This window comes from candidate division KSB1 bacterium (genome assembly GCA_034521575.1).
GTDB lineage: Bacteria > Zhuqueibacterota > Zhuqueibacteria > Residuimicrobiales > Krinioviventaceae > JAXHMJ01.
Genome location: JAXHMJ010000005.1, coordinates 912,244 through 928,737, shown reverse-complemented (window position 1 = coordinate 928,737; position 16,494 = coordinate 912,244). Strand labels below are relative to the sequence as shown.

The 16,494-nt window shown below is 48.1% G+C and carries 13 protein-coding genes; 7 read left to right on the top strand and 6 right to left on the bottom strand.

Features of this window, described 5'->3' with window-relative positions; all coding sequences use genetic code 11:
- The first annotated feature begins 17 nt into the window (after window positions 1-17).
- Together U5R06_17100 and U5R06_17095 are read left to right on the top strand one after the other, a co-directional pair.
- On the top strand, window positions 18-992 hold the full coding sequence (locus U5R06_17100) for a peptidoglycan bridge formation glycyltransferase FemA/FemB family protein (protein MDZ7724466.1): 975 nt from the start codon (window positions 18-20) through the stop codon (window positions 990-992).
- A 97-nt stretch (window positions 993-1,089) separates the two neighbouring features.
- Window positions 1,090-3,189 carry a TonB-dependent receptor gene (locus U5R06_17095; GenBank protein MDZ7724465.1) on the top strand — a complete coding sequence of 700 codons (2,100 nt, stop codon included), beginning with the start codon at window positions 1,090-1,092 and terminating at the stop codon, window positions 3,187-3,189.
- 213 nt (window positions 3,190-3,402) lie between these two features.
- Here the strand turns inward: U5R06_17095 and U5R06_17090 are convergent, their stop codons facing one another.
- The 6 genes from U5R06_17090 to U5R06_17065 all read right to left on the bottom strand — a co-directional run bounded on the left by U5R06_17090 (window position 3,403) and on the right by U5R06_17065 (window position 11,556).
- The gene (locus U5R06_17090; GenBank protein ID MDZ7724464.1) at window positions 3,403-6,744 is read right to left on the bottom strand and encodes a PAS domain S-box protein; all 3,342 of its coding nucleotides are present in this window, start codon (window positions 6,742-6,744) and stop codon (window positions 3,403-3,405) included.
- 29 nt (window positions 6,745-6,773) lie between these two features.
- On the bottom strand, window positions 6,774-7,277 hold the full coding sequence (locus U5R06_17085; GenBank protein ID MDZ7724463.1) for a chemotaxis protein CheD: 504 nt from the start codon (window positions 7,275-7,277) through the stop codon (window positions 6,774-6,776).
- The gene (locus U5R06_17080; protein MDZ7724462.1) at window positions 7,261-7,569 is read right to left on the bottom strand and encodes a hypothetical protein; all 309 of its coding nucleotides are present in this window, start codon (window positions 7,567-7,569) and stop codon (window positions 7,261-7,263) included. The genes U5R06_17085 and U5R06_17080 overlap by 17 nt, the downstream gene beginning before the upstream one ends.
- Window positions 7,532-7,807, bottom strand: a complete 276-nt coding sequence (locus tag U5R06_17075; GenBank protein MDZ7724461.1) for a PAS domain S-box protein — start codon at window positions 7,805-7,807, stop codon at window positions 7,532-7,534. Before U5R06_17075 ends, U5R06_17080 begins: the two co-directional genes overlap by 38 nt.
- 187 nt (window positions 7,808-7,994) lie before the next feature.
- Window positions 7,995-9,875, bottom strand: coding sequence for an oligoendopeptidase F (gene pepF / locus U5R06_17070; GenBank protein ID MDZ7724460.1), 1,881 nt, complete (start codon window positions 9,873-9,875; stop codon window positions 7,995-7,997).
- A 10-nt stretch (window positions 9,876-9,885) separates the two neighbouring features.
- Window positions 9,886-11,556, bottom strand: a complete 1,671-nt coding sequence (locus tag U5R06_17065; GenBank protein ID MDZ7724459.1) for a peptidase — start codon at window positions 11,554-11,556, stop codon at window positions 9,886-9,888.
- Window positions 11,557-11,786: 230 nt separating this feature from the next.
- Here U5R06_17065 and U5R06_17060 point away from each other — a divergent pair, with 230 nt between their 5' ends.
- The 5 genes from U5R06_17060 to U5R06_17040 all read left to right on the top strand — a co-directional run bounded on the left by U5R06_17060 (window position 11,787) and on the right by U5R06_17040 (window position 16,449).
- On the top strand, window positions 11,787-12,155 hold the full coding sequence (locus tag U5R06_17060) for a hypothetical protein (protein MDZ7724458.1): 369 nt from the start codon (window positions 11,787-11,789) through the stop codon (window positions 12,153-12,155).
- 9 nt (window positions 12,156-12,164) lie between these two features.
- Window positions 12,165-13,217: a 4Fe-4S binding protein gene (locus tag U5R06_17055; protein MDZ7724457.1), complete on the top strand. Its 1,053-nt coding sequence runs from the start codon at window positions 12,165-12,167 to the stop codon at window positions 13,215-13,217.
- Between the two features lie 437 nt (window positions 13,218-13,654).
- Window positions 13,655-14,056 carry a response regulator gene (locus U5R06_17050; GenBank protein MDZ7724456.1) on the top strand — a complete coding sequence of 134 codons (402 nt, stop codon included), beginning with the start codon at window positions 13,655-13,657 and terminating at the stop codon, window positions 14,054-14,056.
- A gap of 135 nt (window positions 14,057-14,191) precedes the next feature.
- Window positions 14,192-15,127, top strand: a complete 936-nt coding sequence (locus U5R06_17045) for a carboxypeptidase regulatory-like domain-containing protein (GenBank protein ID MDZ7724455.1) — start codon at window positions 14,192-14,194, stop codon at window positions 15,125-15,127.
- On the top strand, window positions 15,061-16,449 hold the full coding sequence (locus U5R06_17040; GenBank protein MDZ7724454.1) for a hypothetical protein: 1,389 nt from the start codon (window positions 15,061-15,063) through the stop codon (window positions 16,447-16,449). The genes U5R06_17045 and U5R06_17040 overlap by 67 nt, the downstream gene beginning before the upstream one ends.
- Window positions 16,450-16,494 lie beyond the last annotated feature (45 nt).

Sequence of the window (16,494 nt, the reverse complement as noted above, 5' to 3'; positions counted from 1 at the left end):
CATGCAGAGGACGAATTGTGGATATTACAGTATTTCAGCCGGACCAGGCATCGGACTGGGACGCATTTGTAAAAACCGCCAATAACGGCAATATGTTTCATTTGCGGCGGTTTTTATCCTACCATCCGCCGGAACGCTTTACCGATCACTCGCTGATTTTCAGTAAAAAAGGCAAAATATTGGCACTGCTGCCGGCAGTGGATTGTGAACTGGATGGCAAGCGGATGCTGATTTCGCACCGCGGCGCGTCTTATGGTGGATTTGTGGTGTGCGATACCCTGTCGATCCGTGAAGCCTTTGATCTGGTCACCGGTTTGATCGCATATGCACGTCAGCACGGATTTGAGGCTGTGGATGTCACGCCGCCGCCGCAGATTTATCTGCGCCGACCGAGCAATTATCTTGATTTTGCCATGCTGCAGAATGGATTCATCTATCGCAAACGCGAAATTTCCAGTGTCATCCCTTTGGATTTTGCAAGCGATGACATATTGCAGACGTTTAACGAGGGCTCGCGCCGTGCGGTGCGGCGGGGCAAAAAACTCAGAGTAAGCGTGCGCGAAACCGGGGAGCATGCGCATTATCAACGGTTTTACGATATACTGGAAAAGAATCTTAAATTGCGGCATAATGTAACCCCCACACACAGTCTGGATGAATTGTTGATGCTGAAAGGCATGTTTCCGGAACGTATCAAATTGTTTGCCGCCTTTACGCCTGAGAATGTGATGGTGGCGGGTGTGGTCATGTTTGTCTGTAATCCACGCGTGGTTCTGGCGTTTTATATCAGTCATGATGATGACTATCAGCAATACCGCGGTGTCAATTGTCTGTTTCATGATATTGTGGACTGGGGCATTAAAAACGGTTACGGCTTTCTGGATTTTGGAATTTTTACGGTTAATGAGGAGCCGAACTGGGGCCTGGCCCGCTTTAAAGAAAGTTTCGGCGCTCAGGGTGTTTTCAGAGACAGTCTGCGTCTGAAATTTTAGTCTGCTCTGATTCAAGCGTTTAAAAGAGAGCGTTGAACCATGTGGAACCAAGGCGGAACTGTTTTTTGTATAAAAAATTTAAATAATTGAGGTTGTTATGAAATATTATTTAATCATTTTATTATCCGTTTTATACTGTTTGTCAAATACGGATGCTTCGGTAATCAAAGGACGAGTGACGGATGAGATGTCCGGTGAAGCGCTGCCGAACGCCAATGTACTGCTCAAGGACACACAAACGGGAGCGGTGGCGGATCAGAACGGCCGTTTTATCGTGCCCGGCATTGTGCCCGGCAGGTATCAGGTTCAGGTGAACCATATGGGGTATGAACCGTATAGTCTTGCTCTGACTGTATCTGAACAAGATACCGTGAATCTGGAGATTGCCCTGACCCGCGATGTGTTTCGCCTGTCCGATGTGGTGGTGACCGCATCGCGTTCGCCGCAGATTTACAAAAATGTTGCGGTACCGACCCGCGTTGTTCAGCGCCGTGAAATCGAGGCGCGCGGCGCCCTGGATGTGGCGGATGCGCTCAAGACGCGTCCCGGCATTGTTATTCAGCGCGGCACCAGCGGTGAAAAAAATGTGACTCTGAACGGCATTGACGGCAAACGTGTATTGGTGCTGGTGGACGGCGTGCCGTTTTCCGCGCGCCTGAACGATAAAGTGAATCTGGCGCATATCGATGCGGATCAGGTTGATCGTATTGAAATTGTCAAGGGCCCCGGCTCTGCATTGTACGGCAGTGATGCCATGGGCGGGGTGATCAATGTGATTACCCGCTCTGTTTCAAACGAGACGATTGCCGCAAACCTGCGTTACGGCTCTTATGAAACCGTCGGAGGCAATTTCAATCTGTCCCGGCGTCTGGGAGCGGTGCATACCCGTGTGACTTTGGATGTTCAGAAACAGGGGGCGCGGCAGTCCGTTGGTGAAATTCAGGTGGATGAATCGCAGGCTATGCGCGCCGGTTTGACAATGGATTATACAAACAAGCGGCTTGGCGATTTTACGATTAAAACCGATCTGCGCCGGGACGAGATGGATTCAGAAACACAGTTTATGGGCCAGGCGTCCGACAATGAACTCGATGTACAAACCTGGCACAGTACCCTGGACTGGAAGCGGGAGTTTGGCACTTTATTACAGACCCGCATCAAAGGATATTATTCCGGGCACCATCGCGAGTATTCAACTGAAAGCTTTATGGCGCCGGCTGCGTCTGTGGATACCACAGAGGATCAGATTTACGGGGTCCGGTCTGATATTGCCTGGAGCGTGACGCAAACGCTGGATCTGGATATGGGCGTGGACGTGTCCCGCCACAACTATGACAACAAACGTCTGAGCAGTAAGGCGGAACGGGATGAGCTGGGCGTGTTTGCCCAGGCGCAGTGGCAGGCTCTGGAGCCGGTGCGCTTGTCGGTTGGCGGCCGGTTTGATAAAATCAGCAATCTGGAGGCGCACTGGAGTCCGCGAGTGAGCACGTTAATCGATGTGTCCTCGAATCTGAGTCTGCGCGCGCATTGGGGCCTGGGATTTCGCGCGCCGTCGTTCATTGAAATGTATTCTGATTTTATGATGCCCATTCCCGGTATGCCGCTGCAGGTCAAAGGCAATCCGCATTTGCAGCCCGAGACATCCAACGGAACCGGACTCGGACTGGATTTTCTCGTTTCCGACCGGATGAATATCAGCGTGTCTGCTTTTCGAAATGAACTCAATGATATGATTGTTGATTTCCAACAGTCTTCACTGGTGTACAGCTATCACAATGTTGAACATGCTGTTTTTAAAGGCTTTGAAGTCCGTACTGCATACAAAATCGGTCCGCTGCAGCCGGCAGTCAGTTATATTTACACGGATATAGAAAAAAGCCAGGGCTACACCGGCGGACGCACCGCCCCGCATGCGGGATCGGTTGAACTCACCGGAGCCTGGTTCAAAGAGCGTTTAACCCTGTCTGTGCGCGACCAGGTCTACAGTGAACAGGATGTTTCCGTCGTGGGCCGCGGCGGCGCCATCAGCGCGCAGACCAAAGAAGCGTACCATATGCTTGATCTGTCGCTGGGATTCAGTTTCACATCCCGTATTGAGTTGCGCGCCGGAGTGAATAATGTGAATGATTATACAAATGATTTATATGGTCCTTATATCGGGCGAGAGTTTTTTACGCGCATGCAGGTGCGATATTGAAATTCCCCACCAGTTATCCGGCGAAAGATATGGGGGGCTCTGGCCTCAAGTAATTGGTTGTTTGGTGAACTCTTGTCAAAAAGATCTCGCGATACAGAGTGTCACCTCTGCATTCTTCTGTAGAGTGGGGGAATAAAGAGGAACGTAGAGCATGTGATGAGGCTTGTCATTGGGGGCTACAGGCCTCCTGCCGGGGTGCGTGTGGAGATTGTTTTAACTTTTCATTGCTTTCCTCACCTTGACCGCCAGTGTCTCCTTGTTAAACGGCTTTTGCATAAGAAAAACATGTTCTTCCAGCACTCCGCGGTGCTCAATAGCATCTTCCGTGTATCCGGACATGAACAGAACATTCAAATCCGGATACAGAGTTCTGAACTGCTCGGCCAGTTCACGCCCGTTCATTTCAGGCATAACCACATCGGTAATTAACAGGTCGATGGCAGGTTGTTGCGTTTGCGCCCAATTCAAAGCTTCGGCCGGACTTGAGGCTGTCTGAACGCGATATCCGAGTGATTTTAGCATGTTTTGAGTCATATTCAGGATCGCAGTTTCATCTTCCACCAGCAGGATCTGTTCATGATGTCCGCGCGGGATTTTCTTTATTTGTGTTGTTGAATTTGTCTTGATATCCCCGGTGTGTCGCGGAAAAAACAGCTTGAATGTGGTGCCCTGACCGGGTTCGCTGCAGACCTTTAAAAACCCATTATTTTGTTGAACCGCACCGTAAACAGTTGACAAACCCAAACCGGTTCCCTGGCCTTGCTCTTTGGTGGTGAAAAACGGATCAAAAATCTGTTCAGCAATATCCGCGTCCATGCCGCAGCCGCTGTCCATCACCGCCAGCATCACATAATCACCGGGTTGCGCATCGGTCTCCGGACCGTGAAACACCGAATCAATATTGATATTTTCCGTTTCTAGAGTGATATCGCCGATATTGCTGATGGCGTCGCGGGCATTGACGCACAGATTGGCCAGAATCTGATTGATCTGGGCCGGATCAAGTTTGACGGCCCACAGTTCAGCGCCGGGTTTCCAGATCAGCTCGATATCTTCACCGATCAATCGCTGCAGCATGTTGAGCATATGACTGACGGTTTCGTTCAAATCCAGGATTTGCGGATTGATGGTTTGCTTGCGCGCAAAGGCCAGCAATTGCGCCGTGAGTTCGGCGGATCGATTGGCGGCTTTGTCGATTTCCTGTAATTGTGCGTAAAGTTCATCCTGGGGATCAAGGTCGCTCATTGCCATTTCCGAGTAGCCCAGGATGACGCTGAGCATGTTGTTGAAATCATGCGCCACGCCGCCGGCGAGACGTCCCACGGACTCCATTTTCTGTGCCTGACGGTATTGTTCCTCCAGCTTGGCTGTTTCCTGTTTGTGCCGGGTTTCTTCAAGCCGGGCCCGCAGAATCGGAGCGGTTTGCGCTGCCGCACTTTCGAGCAACTCACAGTGCTGTTGTGTGTATCCGCCGCTTTTATTGGCCACGACAAATTGACCGATCAGTTCATCCTGATGCAGGATCGGAACCGCGAGCGCATTATTCAGGGGCACATGTCCTTCCGGCAGTTTCAGTCCGGTGTTGCTCACCAGCACCTGCTTCTTTCTCAATGAACGCCCCCACAATCCGTTCCACTGATCCTGGGGGAAAATAATGCTTTTGTCTTCAACCTGACATTGCGCCCAGATATCCCGTGTCATGGACGGACAAACCAGATCGCCTTGATCATTGATATAGCCAAAAAAGCCATATTGGCTCTGCATTACATCCAGGATAATATCAAGAATGTCCGCGTAAATGGATTCTTGCGACGGTTTTAGAAACACATTGGCAATGCGATTGTTCATGGTAATCATGTCCCTCTGGCGCAGGATTTCCTGTTCCTTGAGTTTGCGGTCTGTGATGTCCAATACACTTCCCAAAAAGTAATGCGGATTTCCTTCCGCATTGCGGACAAGATTGGCATCCAGAATACCATAGACCGTATGCCCGTCTTTGTGAATGAAGCATTTTTCCAGTCTAAAAAAGTCAATCTCGCCCCGGCGGAGCTGCCTTTGTTTTTCAAGATTCGCTTTCAAGGTATCCGGATGTGTGATATCGTTTAGTGTTTTACCGACGAGTTCGTTCTCTTTATAACCGAGCATTTTACAATAAGCCTGATTTGCGGCCTCGATTTTGAATTCCAGTGAAACAAAGGCAATACCCACTTCCATATGTTCGTACATCCGGCGAAACCGTTTTTCGCTTTCAAACAGACTTTTCTGTGCCTGGTGGCGTTCCTTGATTTCTTTTTTCAACCTGTTGCTGGTTTCAGTCAGGTCTTTGAGCACAATTAGATTGGCGAGGCGTTGTTTTTCGCTTTTTTCCAACAGCTTTTGCATCTCGGCTGATTTGGCTTTGAGCTGCCGTTCATTTGCCCGCAATTGCTGTTCACTGGCGCGCAGCTGTTGATTGTTGGCCGCTAACTGCTGATTGGCGGCGGCCAATTGCTGTTCGCCGGCACGCAGCTGTTGATTAGTGGCCCGCAATTGCTGCTCGCTGGCAGACAATTGTTGATTGCCGGTTTTGAGGTTCAGTTCCATGTTTTTGCGGTCAGTGATGTCCAGCCCATGCGAGATGATCCCGTTAATCCGGCCATTTTTGTCAAAATAGGGATGATACTGCATGGACATCCAGCGCCGGCCCTTGTGCCCAAAATCAATCTGGATGTCATAGTGTATGGTCTCTCCTTTCAGGCATCGGTCCAGGTTGGGTTTAATGGTTTTGAACTGGGAATTCCTGAGAAAATCCTCAACCCGGCGTCCAATAATTTGCTGCACCGGTGCGTTGTAAAAATCCGCGTACGCCTCATTAACTGTCAGGTAACGATAATCCGTGGAGACAAATGCCATAGGCTGAGGCAACGTGTTGACGATGGTATTCGAGCGGCGGCGTTCCAGTCTGGCGTCAATGCTCTGCAGCGCCAAACTCAAATCAGCAGCGATATCTTCAAGCAGGTCGCATTCGTCCGAATTTTGTAAAATTATTCGGGAGATGGACACCGTGAGCAGCCCATAAATCCGTTCAGTGTCTGCAATACGCACGGATATGGCGCTGCGATTGCTATAATGGGGTGCTAAGGGACAGTTTTTGCAGATTTTTGCGGGATTGTCAATGACGACGGGCCCAGGCTGCTGCAGCGCCTTGCATGCGCAGTCCGTGAATTGGTTGTGCTGCAGTTTTTCACGCACGACATCAAATTCGCCATTGAATCCGGAATCATAAACACTCTTGAATGTTTGTTTTGAGTTCAGCAATAAAATCCAGGCATTGTAATAACCACGGTTTTCCGTCAAGATATCGCAAACGCGGCTCAGCATCCGGTCCGAATCATCTGTGCGGGTAATCAGACGATTGATGCGGTGGATCGCAGACAGGATGTTGTTCAGGTGTTCGATATATTGATCCTTGTCCTGCAATTGTTGTTGCACTTTGGCAAGTTGTTCTTCCCTGTCCCAAAGTTGCCGCTTGTCGCGTCGCGCTTCTTTTGTTTTTTTGTCCGGAGATTTTTGCATCGTGCTCATTCCTTGTCACGGTTTATGATTTAAACGCCCGGATCCCACAATAATTTCGGGTCGGACTCTGCCTGAGTGTAAAACACCTTGCCGTTTTTGAGGTCAAAACGGACAGTACGGCGTTCAACACCCCCTATTGCTTTGGCCCGGATGGGCAGCTGTTTTTCGTTCAGTATACGGTGCACCGAATCCAGATTGGCCTTGCAAATCTGATCATTTTTGCGCTGCAGGACATTGCCGCCGCCGATCAAACAAATATCCAGTGCTGATAGGTCAGCGCCGGATTGCCGCAATAGCTGCAGCATGGATTCAATGGCATCAGCCGCATATCGTGTTTTCGGTAAAAAGCTGGTTTCAGGGGCGCGGCCGGGCAGCATAATATGAGCCAAAGCGCCGATTCGATGTTCTGCATTATAGGCCGTAATCACCACGCAGGACCCGATGGCGCTTGAGACCAAAACGCAGGATGTTGTCCCTGTTTTGACCTGACCTGTTGCAACATTGATTTCTTTTTTATCATTCAACAATATCATATTTGGGTGGCCTTCCAAGTTGTTGCAGCAGGTTGTTGATCTCTTTGCGGTGTTCATTGATCAACAGTTCCCGGTCCACCGCTGCATTGTTGAAAATTTCCAGTTCCTGCAACCGCTGCTTTATTTCTTTGTCCATTTTTCTGTGCTGAACCAGACTTCCGAGCAAAGTGGCAACGGTTTTCAATCGTTTTTTTGCAACATTGATGATAAAGGGGGGACGCGATCTGTACGCAGGCGCTGTTTTTTTCAACACCTCAATATCCACCTGAATGTGTAGTTTTTTGTTTTTCAAATACATCTTTGATCTTTGGCAGTAGTTCTTCGGTTGCCAGGTTTTTGTCTTTGAACACATTGTACTTTCCCACAATGCTTTCTTTTGAAAGATTAGTAATCTCACAAAGCGACTGGTTGGTGCGAACAACCGTTCCCTCTGCATCCGACACCCACATGGCTATGGGGCTGTGATCAATGATGTTATCCTGAAACAATTTTGATTCATCCCTGTTACGCGTTTTATGTTGGCCATTCATGTCTGCCCCTTTGATTTAGCCGATCAACCCAGCATGTTTTAATAGATCACCGGTATAATATATGAAATATCAGTAAAAAATCAAGAAAAAGGACTCGAAAAGAATATTGCGGTAATCAAGAAACGGCTACATTTAAAAAAAAGCCCCGATCGTCAAGAATCGGGGCTGGAAACGTGAGCCGTGATTTTTATATTCCTTTTTTCTCCAGAATGGACTCGATTTCGTCCATGACCCGGTTCATCTTTTGCATGGTTTTGTCAAACGGTTCCGACGTGGTCATGTCCACGCCGGCTGCTTTCAGCAGTTCGATGGGATAATCCGAACCGCCGGATGAGATGAACTGGATGTATTTGGAAAGCGCGCCTTGTTCTTCCGCCAGTACTTTTTCCGACAGCGCTGTGGAGGCGCAAAAAGATGTTGAATACTGGTAAACATAAAAGTTATAATAGAAATGCGGGATATAAGCCCATTCATAGGTGTAAAGGTCTTTGACGTTACAAACACCCTTGTCATGGCCGTAATAGTTCCGTACAATATCTGCATACAGTTGGGTCAGGGATTCACCCGTCAAGGCCTGACCGTTTTCAGCCTGTTCGTGAATTTTGAGTTCAAATTCTGCAAACTGAGTCTGGCGGAACACGGTGCCTTTGAGACCGTCCAGATATTCCATGAGCAGGGACAGGCGCGTGTCGTCGTCCTTGATTTTGTCCAGCATATACTCTGTCAGGAGAGCTTCATTAAAAGTTGAGGCGACTTCGGCGACAAAAATAGAGTAATCGGCTAACGGATACGGCTGGGTTTTGTTCGAGTAAAAGCTGTGCATGGTATGACCCAGTTCGTGCGTCAGCGTGCTGACGTCGCTGTACTGATCATTGTAATTCAAGAGAATAAAAGGGTGAACGTCATAGGCATTGCCGCTGGAATAGGCGCCCGAGCGTTTTCCGGGAGTCGGGTATACATCGATCCAGCGCTCGTCCATGGCCTGACGAACCGTGGACAGATACTCATCTCCGAGCGGAGCCAGGGATTCCAGGACGATTTCCCTGCCTTTGTCATACGAGTATTCCAGATCAACGTTCTTGACAGTCGGGGCATACAGATCGCTGTACTTTAGGGTGTCTACGCCGAGCATCCGCCGTTTGATATCCAGATAACGGTGAAAAGATTCCAGATTGGCCGTGACATTGTTGATCAGGCTGGTATACACCTCGGTCGGAATGTTGTTGCGGTCCAGAGCGGCCTGCAGACAGGATTCGTAATTGCGGGCGCGCATGTTGAACAGATCGGTTTTAATATTGCCGGCCAGAGAGGCGCCGAATGTGCTGCTGAAATCCTTCATGGCTGTAAAAAAGGAATTAAACACCAGTTCCCGGTCGCTGCGGTTTTTCGAGGAGCGGTATCTGGCATAGCCGGCTGCATTCAGTTTGGCTTCCGTGCCGTCACTCAGCGTGACGGTTGGATAGGGGAGATCGGCGTTGGACAGAATACTGTAGATATGCTGCGGGCCGCCGGTCAACAGTCCCGCTTCCGCCATTATTTTTTCTTCTTTTTGAGACAAACGATGTTCTTTTTTGCGCAGCAGGTCTTTCAGGTAAAAGGCGTAAACTTTTAATTTTTTTTTCTGATTGATAAAGTTGAGTATTTGGGATGAATCCATTTTGAGGATTTCGGGTTCGATATACGAGGCCATGGATCCCATTTGCGTTGCCAGTTGTTCGAGTTCCTGTTTCATAGCCTGGTATTCGGATACGCGGGTGTCGAGATCGGATTTCTGCATGGCATAGACATACAGTCGGGTCAGGTCTTTATCCAGTTTGCTGCTGAATTCAAGACATTGCAAAAGCGTTTGTGCGGAAGAAGAGAGTTTGCCCTCAAATTTGGTGATTTTATCCATCTCAGCCGCCAGTTCCTGTTTGGCGTCCTGCCAGGCTGCATCGCTTTCATAGATATCGGTAAGATTCCAGGTATAGGCTTTATCAATGTCTTTGCGTTCTCTGGTTTGTGCGGACAAGTTTTGTGACATACATAATACAGATAGTATCATTGCAATTCCCGTTAGTGTTTTCATGAGTTCTCCTTTACTTGTTCTCAGCCATTCCGAGTATTTCCGCCAGATCAAAAGACGGACGGATATCAACCGGTACGTCCTGCAATTCATCAATATATCCCTGCATGACGGGTGTCATAACTCTGTATTCCTTGATAAAGTCCCGGGCGGCCTTGTAATCCCCGGTGGCCTCGATCATCAGAACCTTTTCAGCCAGCTTCACAATGGCGGGATACAGTTTTTCAGCATTCAGGTCCAGTTTTCCGTTTTCATTGACGAAAAAGGCGCCCTTTTCCATGAAAAAATTGAACTGAATGGCCACACCGCCGCCGTGGGCTTCGTCAATGCCGAACCGGATGGAACGAAACATACCGCCCAGGTAACTGGCGTACATGGAGTTCTGCAGATCCGGCGGAAAGACGCCCATATCCAGCATATATTTTACATTATAGATTCCGAGTACATCGGCTTTGCATTCTTCTATGGTGGAATACAGTTCTTTCAATTCTTTGGCTACAGAGGTTTCTTTGCCATTCCCGAGCGTAATAAGCCCGGGACCGATGCCGTGGCTCATCTCGTGCATGAGCACGTGATTAAAATACGCCTCAAACGAAACATTCTGTAGCGGTTCTTCCGCCAATATGGTGTTGACGATCGGAATCCAGCATTTATCAAATTTAGCGCGAGCGATGTTTTTCAGCATCACTTTTTTCGAGCCTTTGGCTTTGCGTACACGTTCGTCATTGGGGAGATTGAACGCCGTGGTTTGAATTCCGGCTTTGGTGTCACCGGCGGCGTACAGTTCCTGAACCACTTTGATCGGCGATGATGAACCGCGGTCGTAATTTTTATGTTTTTCCGGTATGGGCAAATGCCGTTCCATATCATTGAGGTACTGTGCAACATTCTTTAGCTTTTGGCTTTCTTCATGATCCACCCGGCAGAGGAACGCTTCGTAAGCGGCTTTGTAATTGAACAATGCGTCTTCGTACACCTCGTAGGGCGAGATCACGATTTCAAGATCACCGCTCAGGTCCATCCAGGCCATATCGCTTTCATAATAATCATCGGTCAAAAAAGCATCCGCTCTTAAATTGAGAAAGCGGGATAAACTCGGATCATCTGTGGCGTTTGCGGCATTTTTGAGATGATCGGCGATACGTCGGACTTTAGGAAAAGCAACGTGATAGGGCACGGCTTTCAGGCCGCTGCTGTCCCGCCGGATCAGGGTGAATTCGCTGGTAAATGCTTCTTCCTGGTCCGGGTGATTTTGAATGTAGGTTTCAAATTCTTTTTTGCTCATGTCCGTCGGATAGAATCCGGCGCCCAACGGTTTTTCATGGTGATCCAGAAACGGTTCGTCATTAACAAGCCGGTTCCAGCGTCCAAACATGATGTCAAAAAGTTCCAGATGCTTCTGATAACCGGCATCCACCAGTTCCGCCCGCAGACCCGGATTTTCAGGATCGACCTGCAGTAAAAACAGGGAATCAATGAGATGAGAGGCCTGCAGCAGCTGTTTCAGCGCCTCAACATCTCCGTCTGATAAACCGGACAGGTCGCTGTTGATCTGAACAGGAGCCAGTTTGGCCAGTTCTCCTTCTACATAAGAAACCGTTTTACGGTTGGGAAAAGGACCTTGAGAACATCCCCCAAGCAGTGAAATAATCATAATGATAACCCAAAATTTTGCTGTACGCATAGTTCATCCTTTCACTCATTTTTCAGCAAACCTGTCAATATAGCTTATTTTGCTGATAAAGTCAAATTGTTTGTTTTTAACAGAGGATTGTGTAAATTTATTTGATTTCGACGAAACAGACGCAAATATTCGACTGTTTCGTCGAAGGTTGATTTGGTAAGTGATTAAAAAACAATATAATTGTTTTGGCGCAACTTTTGTCTGTTTGTGATCAAAAAACAGAGAGGAACATGATGAAAAAATATGTTGTTTTTGTGGTTATATTTATGCTGATACAAGCCGCAGCCGCTTGTGATATCAAAATAAGCGTCCACGGGGAATCCAAAAAAGACTATCATACCGGTGATGAAGTAATTTTCAAGGTGGATGTTCATCTGACACACCGGAATTGTCCGCATGGAATTAAAGCCACCCAATTCACCGGCGACGGTCTGGAACTGCTGGGCGCCACACCCTGGAAAAAAGTGTCTGAATATGATTATGTGCGGTTGGTCAAAGCCAAAGTGCAAAAAAATGCTGATAGCAAAGCTGTCCTGAAAGCGGTACGCAGCTGTGATAAAGGCGGCGCCGCCGGCAGCGGTGAAATACAAATCAAATAAGAGGATGACATGATACGGAGAGGTCGGCCGTGGATTCCGGCGCTGATCGTGGGCTTTGTCCTGGGAGGGATGCAGACAGCGTTTGCCGATGAATTTCAAGAGTTGTCGGATGCAGAGTTTGGGGATTTTGAGCAGCAGGTTGATACGTCTACCGCCGGGTGTGCAGGGGATTGCGCGCATGATGCGGGGATTCCGCGCGGACTGCGATATACATTGATAGCGCTGGGTTTGACCGCTGCAGCCGGTGTTGCTGTCCGATTTTCAGCGCTGCGGACACTGCGCCCGTTGTTCTTATTGGGCGCAGTGATTTTTTTCGGTTTTCTCAACGGCGGTTGTCCCTGTATGATTTCCAGCTTTCAAAACAGCGTGCTTGCCGGGCTGGGGGAAACGGTTCGCTGGTATCAGCCGTTGTGGTTTTTAGGTCTGATTCCATTGACCTATGTTTTTGGCCGGGTCTGGTGCGGATGGGTATGCCATCTCGGCGCCGTGCAGGAATTTTTATATCGGGCGCCCGGAGTCAAGCGGTTTCAGTCCTCGCGCATTCAGCGCTCGCTAAAAATTGCACAAATTGTTTTGTTTGCCGCCCTGGTTACACAGTTGATCATCACCCGAACCAACGAATTTATTCATTATGACCCGTTCAAAGTCATCTTTAATCTGATGGCCGGCAACACCATCAGTCTTGTACTGCTTGCGCTTTTGCTGATCACCTCATTGTTCATATACCGGCCATTTTGCCGCGGCGCCTGTCCGGTCGGATTGGTTCTGGGCTGGATTGGCAAATTACCCGGCGCTCTGCGGCTGGCTGCCGGAGCCGATTGCACGGCTTGCAAAGCCTGTTCACGGCAATGTAAAATGCTGGCTATTGGTGTGGATATCGAGATGAACTGTCAGGAGTGTCTGATGTGCGGTGAATGTCTGGATCACTGTCGAAAAGGGCAATATCATTTTCACGAAAACAGGAAAAGTCTGATGACTAGAATCTGGCTGTTTGTCTTTTTTGTTCCGCTTTTGGTGCAGGCCAATGACTGCAACAGTGAATTAACTGCGCATTTTGAATGACTTTTGTGGAACCCGGCATGTATATCGGATTGTGCGTGGAGGTCGATTTGATCTGGTTGGAGACCATCCCGGTGAGACGAATTTTGTTTCAGCAGTTTTGAGTTGGGCTTCTGGCAATGAGGAATGGTTTCAACTGTGCGGTTGGCCTGGTTCGGAACAGCTGAACTACAGTCTGGAGCCCGATTTTATCCGGCGTTCAGTAAAACATAAATTGTTTGCAATTTTGCTATTTTTTTATTAATTTTTATATAAAGCATTCGGAATCGAATGCCGTTTTTGCGGGATTGAGTGTATAGATGAACGGGCTGGGGTTGCCCGTGTAGGAAAAATTGCAAAATCGGGGCGCCGGGGAGATGGCGGGTAAAAATTGTGCTGATCCGATTTTTATGCCAATTTTGCCGGAATCCCGAACAATAAAGGAGTGGGAGATTGGTTGTATGAGTCATGAAGAACATTGTCTGAAAGGGGATGAGACCATTCTCATTGTGGAAGATGAGCAAGCCATACGCAATATTGCCAAATCATCTTTGCAAAAGTTTGGTTATACCACATTGACAGCCGCTGATGCGGAAGAAGCCCTGTCTGTCTATGCAAACGCAGCGCAGAAAATTGATGTTCTGCTCACCGATGTTGTGATGCCGAATGTGAGCGGCAAGGAATTGGCCGACCAATTGGCTGTAAAACAGCCGGATCTGGTCATTATTTTTATGTCCGGTTACACCGATGACACAATCGGTAAAGAAGGGGTTTTAACGGAGAATATTAATTTCATCCAGAAACCCTTTTCACCGGCATCTCTGGCGGAAAAATTGCGGGATATACTGGATCACAATCGATAGACTGCAGGGTTAAGAGCTGTTCAAAATCGTCAATAGCATTTCCCGGACACCGCGTTTGATTTTCAGCGCCTGGAATATTCCTTTTCGTTGTATGGTTTTATACTGCAATTTGAATGCTACAGGTAAAGGAATATTATGATGAAAATCATTTACATACTTTTTTTGATCTGTCTATTCGCCGGTTCCATAAGCGCGGCTGATATAGTCGGCACTGTGACTGATGTAACGACGAATCAGCCCATGCCGGCCGCCAATATTATTATCCTGGGTACGAATTACGGCGCAGCGGCCGCCACGGACGGCAGTTACCGTATTGAAGATGTGCCGCCCGGTATCTATTCGTTACGAGCAGATGTGATCGGCTATACGGCGGTCACCAAAACGGATGTTGTGGTGACACCGGTCAGGCCGGTGACCGTGAATTTTGAGCTGCGGCAGACGGTGCTTGAATTCGGAGATATTACCGTGCGTCCGGATTTTTTCTCTGAATCCAATGACAAACCGGTGTCCACTCAAATTCAGACCAGTGAAGAAATTCGCCGCTTGCCCGGAAATTTTGAGGATGTTGTGCGAGCGGTTTCCATACTTCCCGGAGTGGCGCAGGCACAGGCCGGCCGAAATGATCTCATTGTTCGCGGCGGAGCACCTTCAGAGAATCTGTATGTGGTCGACGGTATCGCGGTGAACAATATTAATCATTTTGGCACCCAGGGGGCAAGCGGCGGTCCGCAGAGCTTTATCAATCTGGATTATGTACAGCAAACCGAATTTGCCACAGGCGGATTTGGTGTGCGCTATGGCGATAAATTGTCATCGGTTTTGAGTATTGATCTGAAAGAAGGCCGGGAGGATCGGATCGGCGGAGAGTTGACATTATCCGCCACGCAATTTGGCCTGGACCTGGAAGGACCGCTGAGTCGGAACGGAAATTTTATTTTCTCAGCCCGGCGCAGTTATCTGGATTTTATTTTCAAAGCCAATGGTTTCGGGTTTGTCCCGGAGTATTGGGATTTTTTGGCAAAGGAGTCTACAATATCAATACCAATAACAAAATTACGGTATTGGGAATAGCGGCCCTGGACAAGACCACTTTTTTCAATGACACACGTGAAAACAGACTGAACAACTCACAGATCCTCGGCAATTCTCAAAATCAGGCGATCGCAGGTCTGACCTGGCGGCACGTGTTCCGAAATGGATTTTCCCGTTTAACACTCAGCCAGACTGCTGTTGATTATCGTTTCGAACAGACAGATACGTTAAATCAGCCCGTATTTCAAAACAATTCATTTGAACAGGAAATCGGACTGATTGAGAATCTGGTTTATAATTTTTCATCCAATACAGAATTTACAGTCGGGGCGCAGGCCAATTTGATTCGGTTTGATGCGGATATTCTGCTCCCGGAATTTCAGGATTATTTCGGCAATCGGTTTTCTCTAAATGCGTCTTATGATACATTAACTGTCAAGAGCGCGGCCTGGGCGCAGGTTTCGCATTTTTTCCCGCAACTCAAGGTCATTTTTGGGGTGAGGGCAAACTATTTTAACCTGATAAAGAATTCACTGTCACTCTCCCCCAGGTTGTCCCTGAAATATTCATTAAACGAAACATCAAGTATCAAAGCCAGCGCCGGGTTGTACCATCAGTCTCCGTCTTTGATTTGGGTCATGTCCCGGCCTCAAAATCGAAACCTGAATTACATTCAGGCACAGCAGGTTATCGCCGGATATGAGTATTTGCTGCGTGAGGATACGAAATTGAGCATAGAGCTTTACAATAAACAGTACAATCATTATCCGGTTAGCGAGACGCGCCCATATCTGATTATGGCAAATACCGGTGTCGGGTTCGGCGGTTCTCAAAACGGGTTTCAGTCCTTTGGAGTTGATCCGCTGGTGAGTGAGGGGACAGGCCGCTCACGCGGTATAGAAGTGCTTGTGCAGAAAAAGCAAAAACCTCTTTACGGAATTGTGAGCGCAACTTTTAGTCAAACCGAATTTACTGCCCTGGATGGCGAAACCCGGCCTGGAAGTTATGACCAGCGGTGGATTTTTAATATCAGTGCGGGGTATCTTTACGAAGAAAAATGGGAATTTAATGCCAAATTTCGCGTATATACCGGTCGACCCTATACGCCGTTCAATCCCGATTTTAGCAAGTCATCTGATTTTTATAATTCAAAACGGATTGCTCCGAATCATGCCCTGGACATCCGGATTGAGCGTCGATGGTATTTTGACCGGCTGATGCTGATCACCTATCTCGATGTACAGAATGCATACAATTATACATTCAATACCATCCCCCGCTATGATTCATTTGAGCAAAGGATTGAAAGCAGCGGTGGGATCGGAATCTTGCCGTCGATCGGAATTGGTTTGATGTTTTAATAGAAAAATCAGAGTATCCCCCCTTTTTCCCACAACAGCAACGTT

What these genes read in the sequence shown, in the direction of transcription:
- U5R06_17095 (MDZ7724465.1), top strand. Translation starts at nt 1,090, where the DNA reads ATGAAATATTATTTAATCATTTTATTATCCGTTTTATACTGTTTGTCA.
- U5R06_17090 (MDZ7724464.1), bottom strand. Translation starts at nt 6,744, where the DNA reads ATGCAAAAATCTCCGGACAAAAAAACAAAAGAAGCGCGACGCGACAAG.
- U5R06_17085 (MDZ7724463.1), bottom strand. Translation starts at nt 7,277, where the DNA reads ATGATATTGTTGAATGATAAAAAAGAAATCAATGTTGCAACAGGTCAG.
- U5R06_17075 (MDZ7724461.1), bottom strand. Translation starts at nt 7,807, where the DNA reads ATGAATGGCCAACATAAAACGCGTAACAGGGATGAATCAAAATTGTTT.
- pepF (MDZ7724460.1), bottom strand. Translation starts at nt 9,875, where the DNA reads ATGAAAACACTAACGGGAATTGCAATGATACTATCTGTATTATGTATG.
- U5R06_17065 (MDZ7724459.1), bottom strand. Translation starts at nt 11,556, where the DNA reads ATGCGTACAGCAAAATTTTGGGTTATCATTATGATTATTTCACTGCTT.
- U5R06_17060 (MDZ7724458.1), top strand. Translation starts at nt 11,787, where the DNA reads ATGATGAAAAAATATGTTGTTTTTGTGGTTATATTTATGCTGATACAA.
- U5R06_17055 (MDZ7724457.1), top strand. Translation starts at nt 12,165, where the DNA reads ATGATACGGAGAGGTCGGCCGTGGATTCCGGCGCTGATCGTGGGCTTT.
- U5R06_17050 (MDZ7724456.1), top strand. Translation starts at nt 13,655, where the DNA reads ATGAGTCATGAAGAACATTGTCTGAAAGGGGATGAGACCATTCTCATT.
- U5R06_17045 (MDZ7724455.1), top strand. Translation starts at nt 14,192, where the DNA reads ATGATGAAAATCATTTACATACTTTTTTTGATCTGTCTATTCGCCGGT.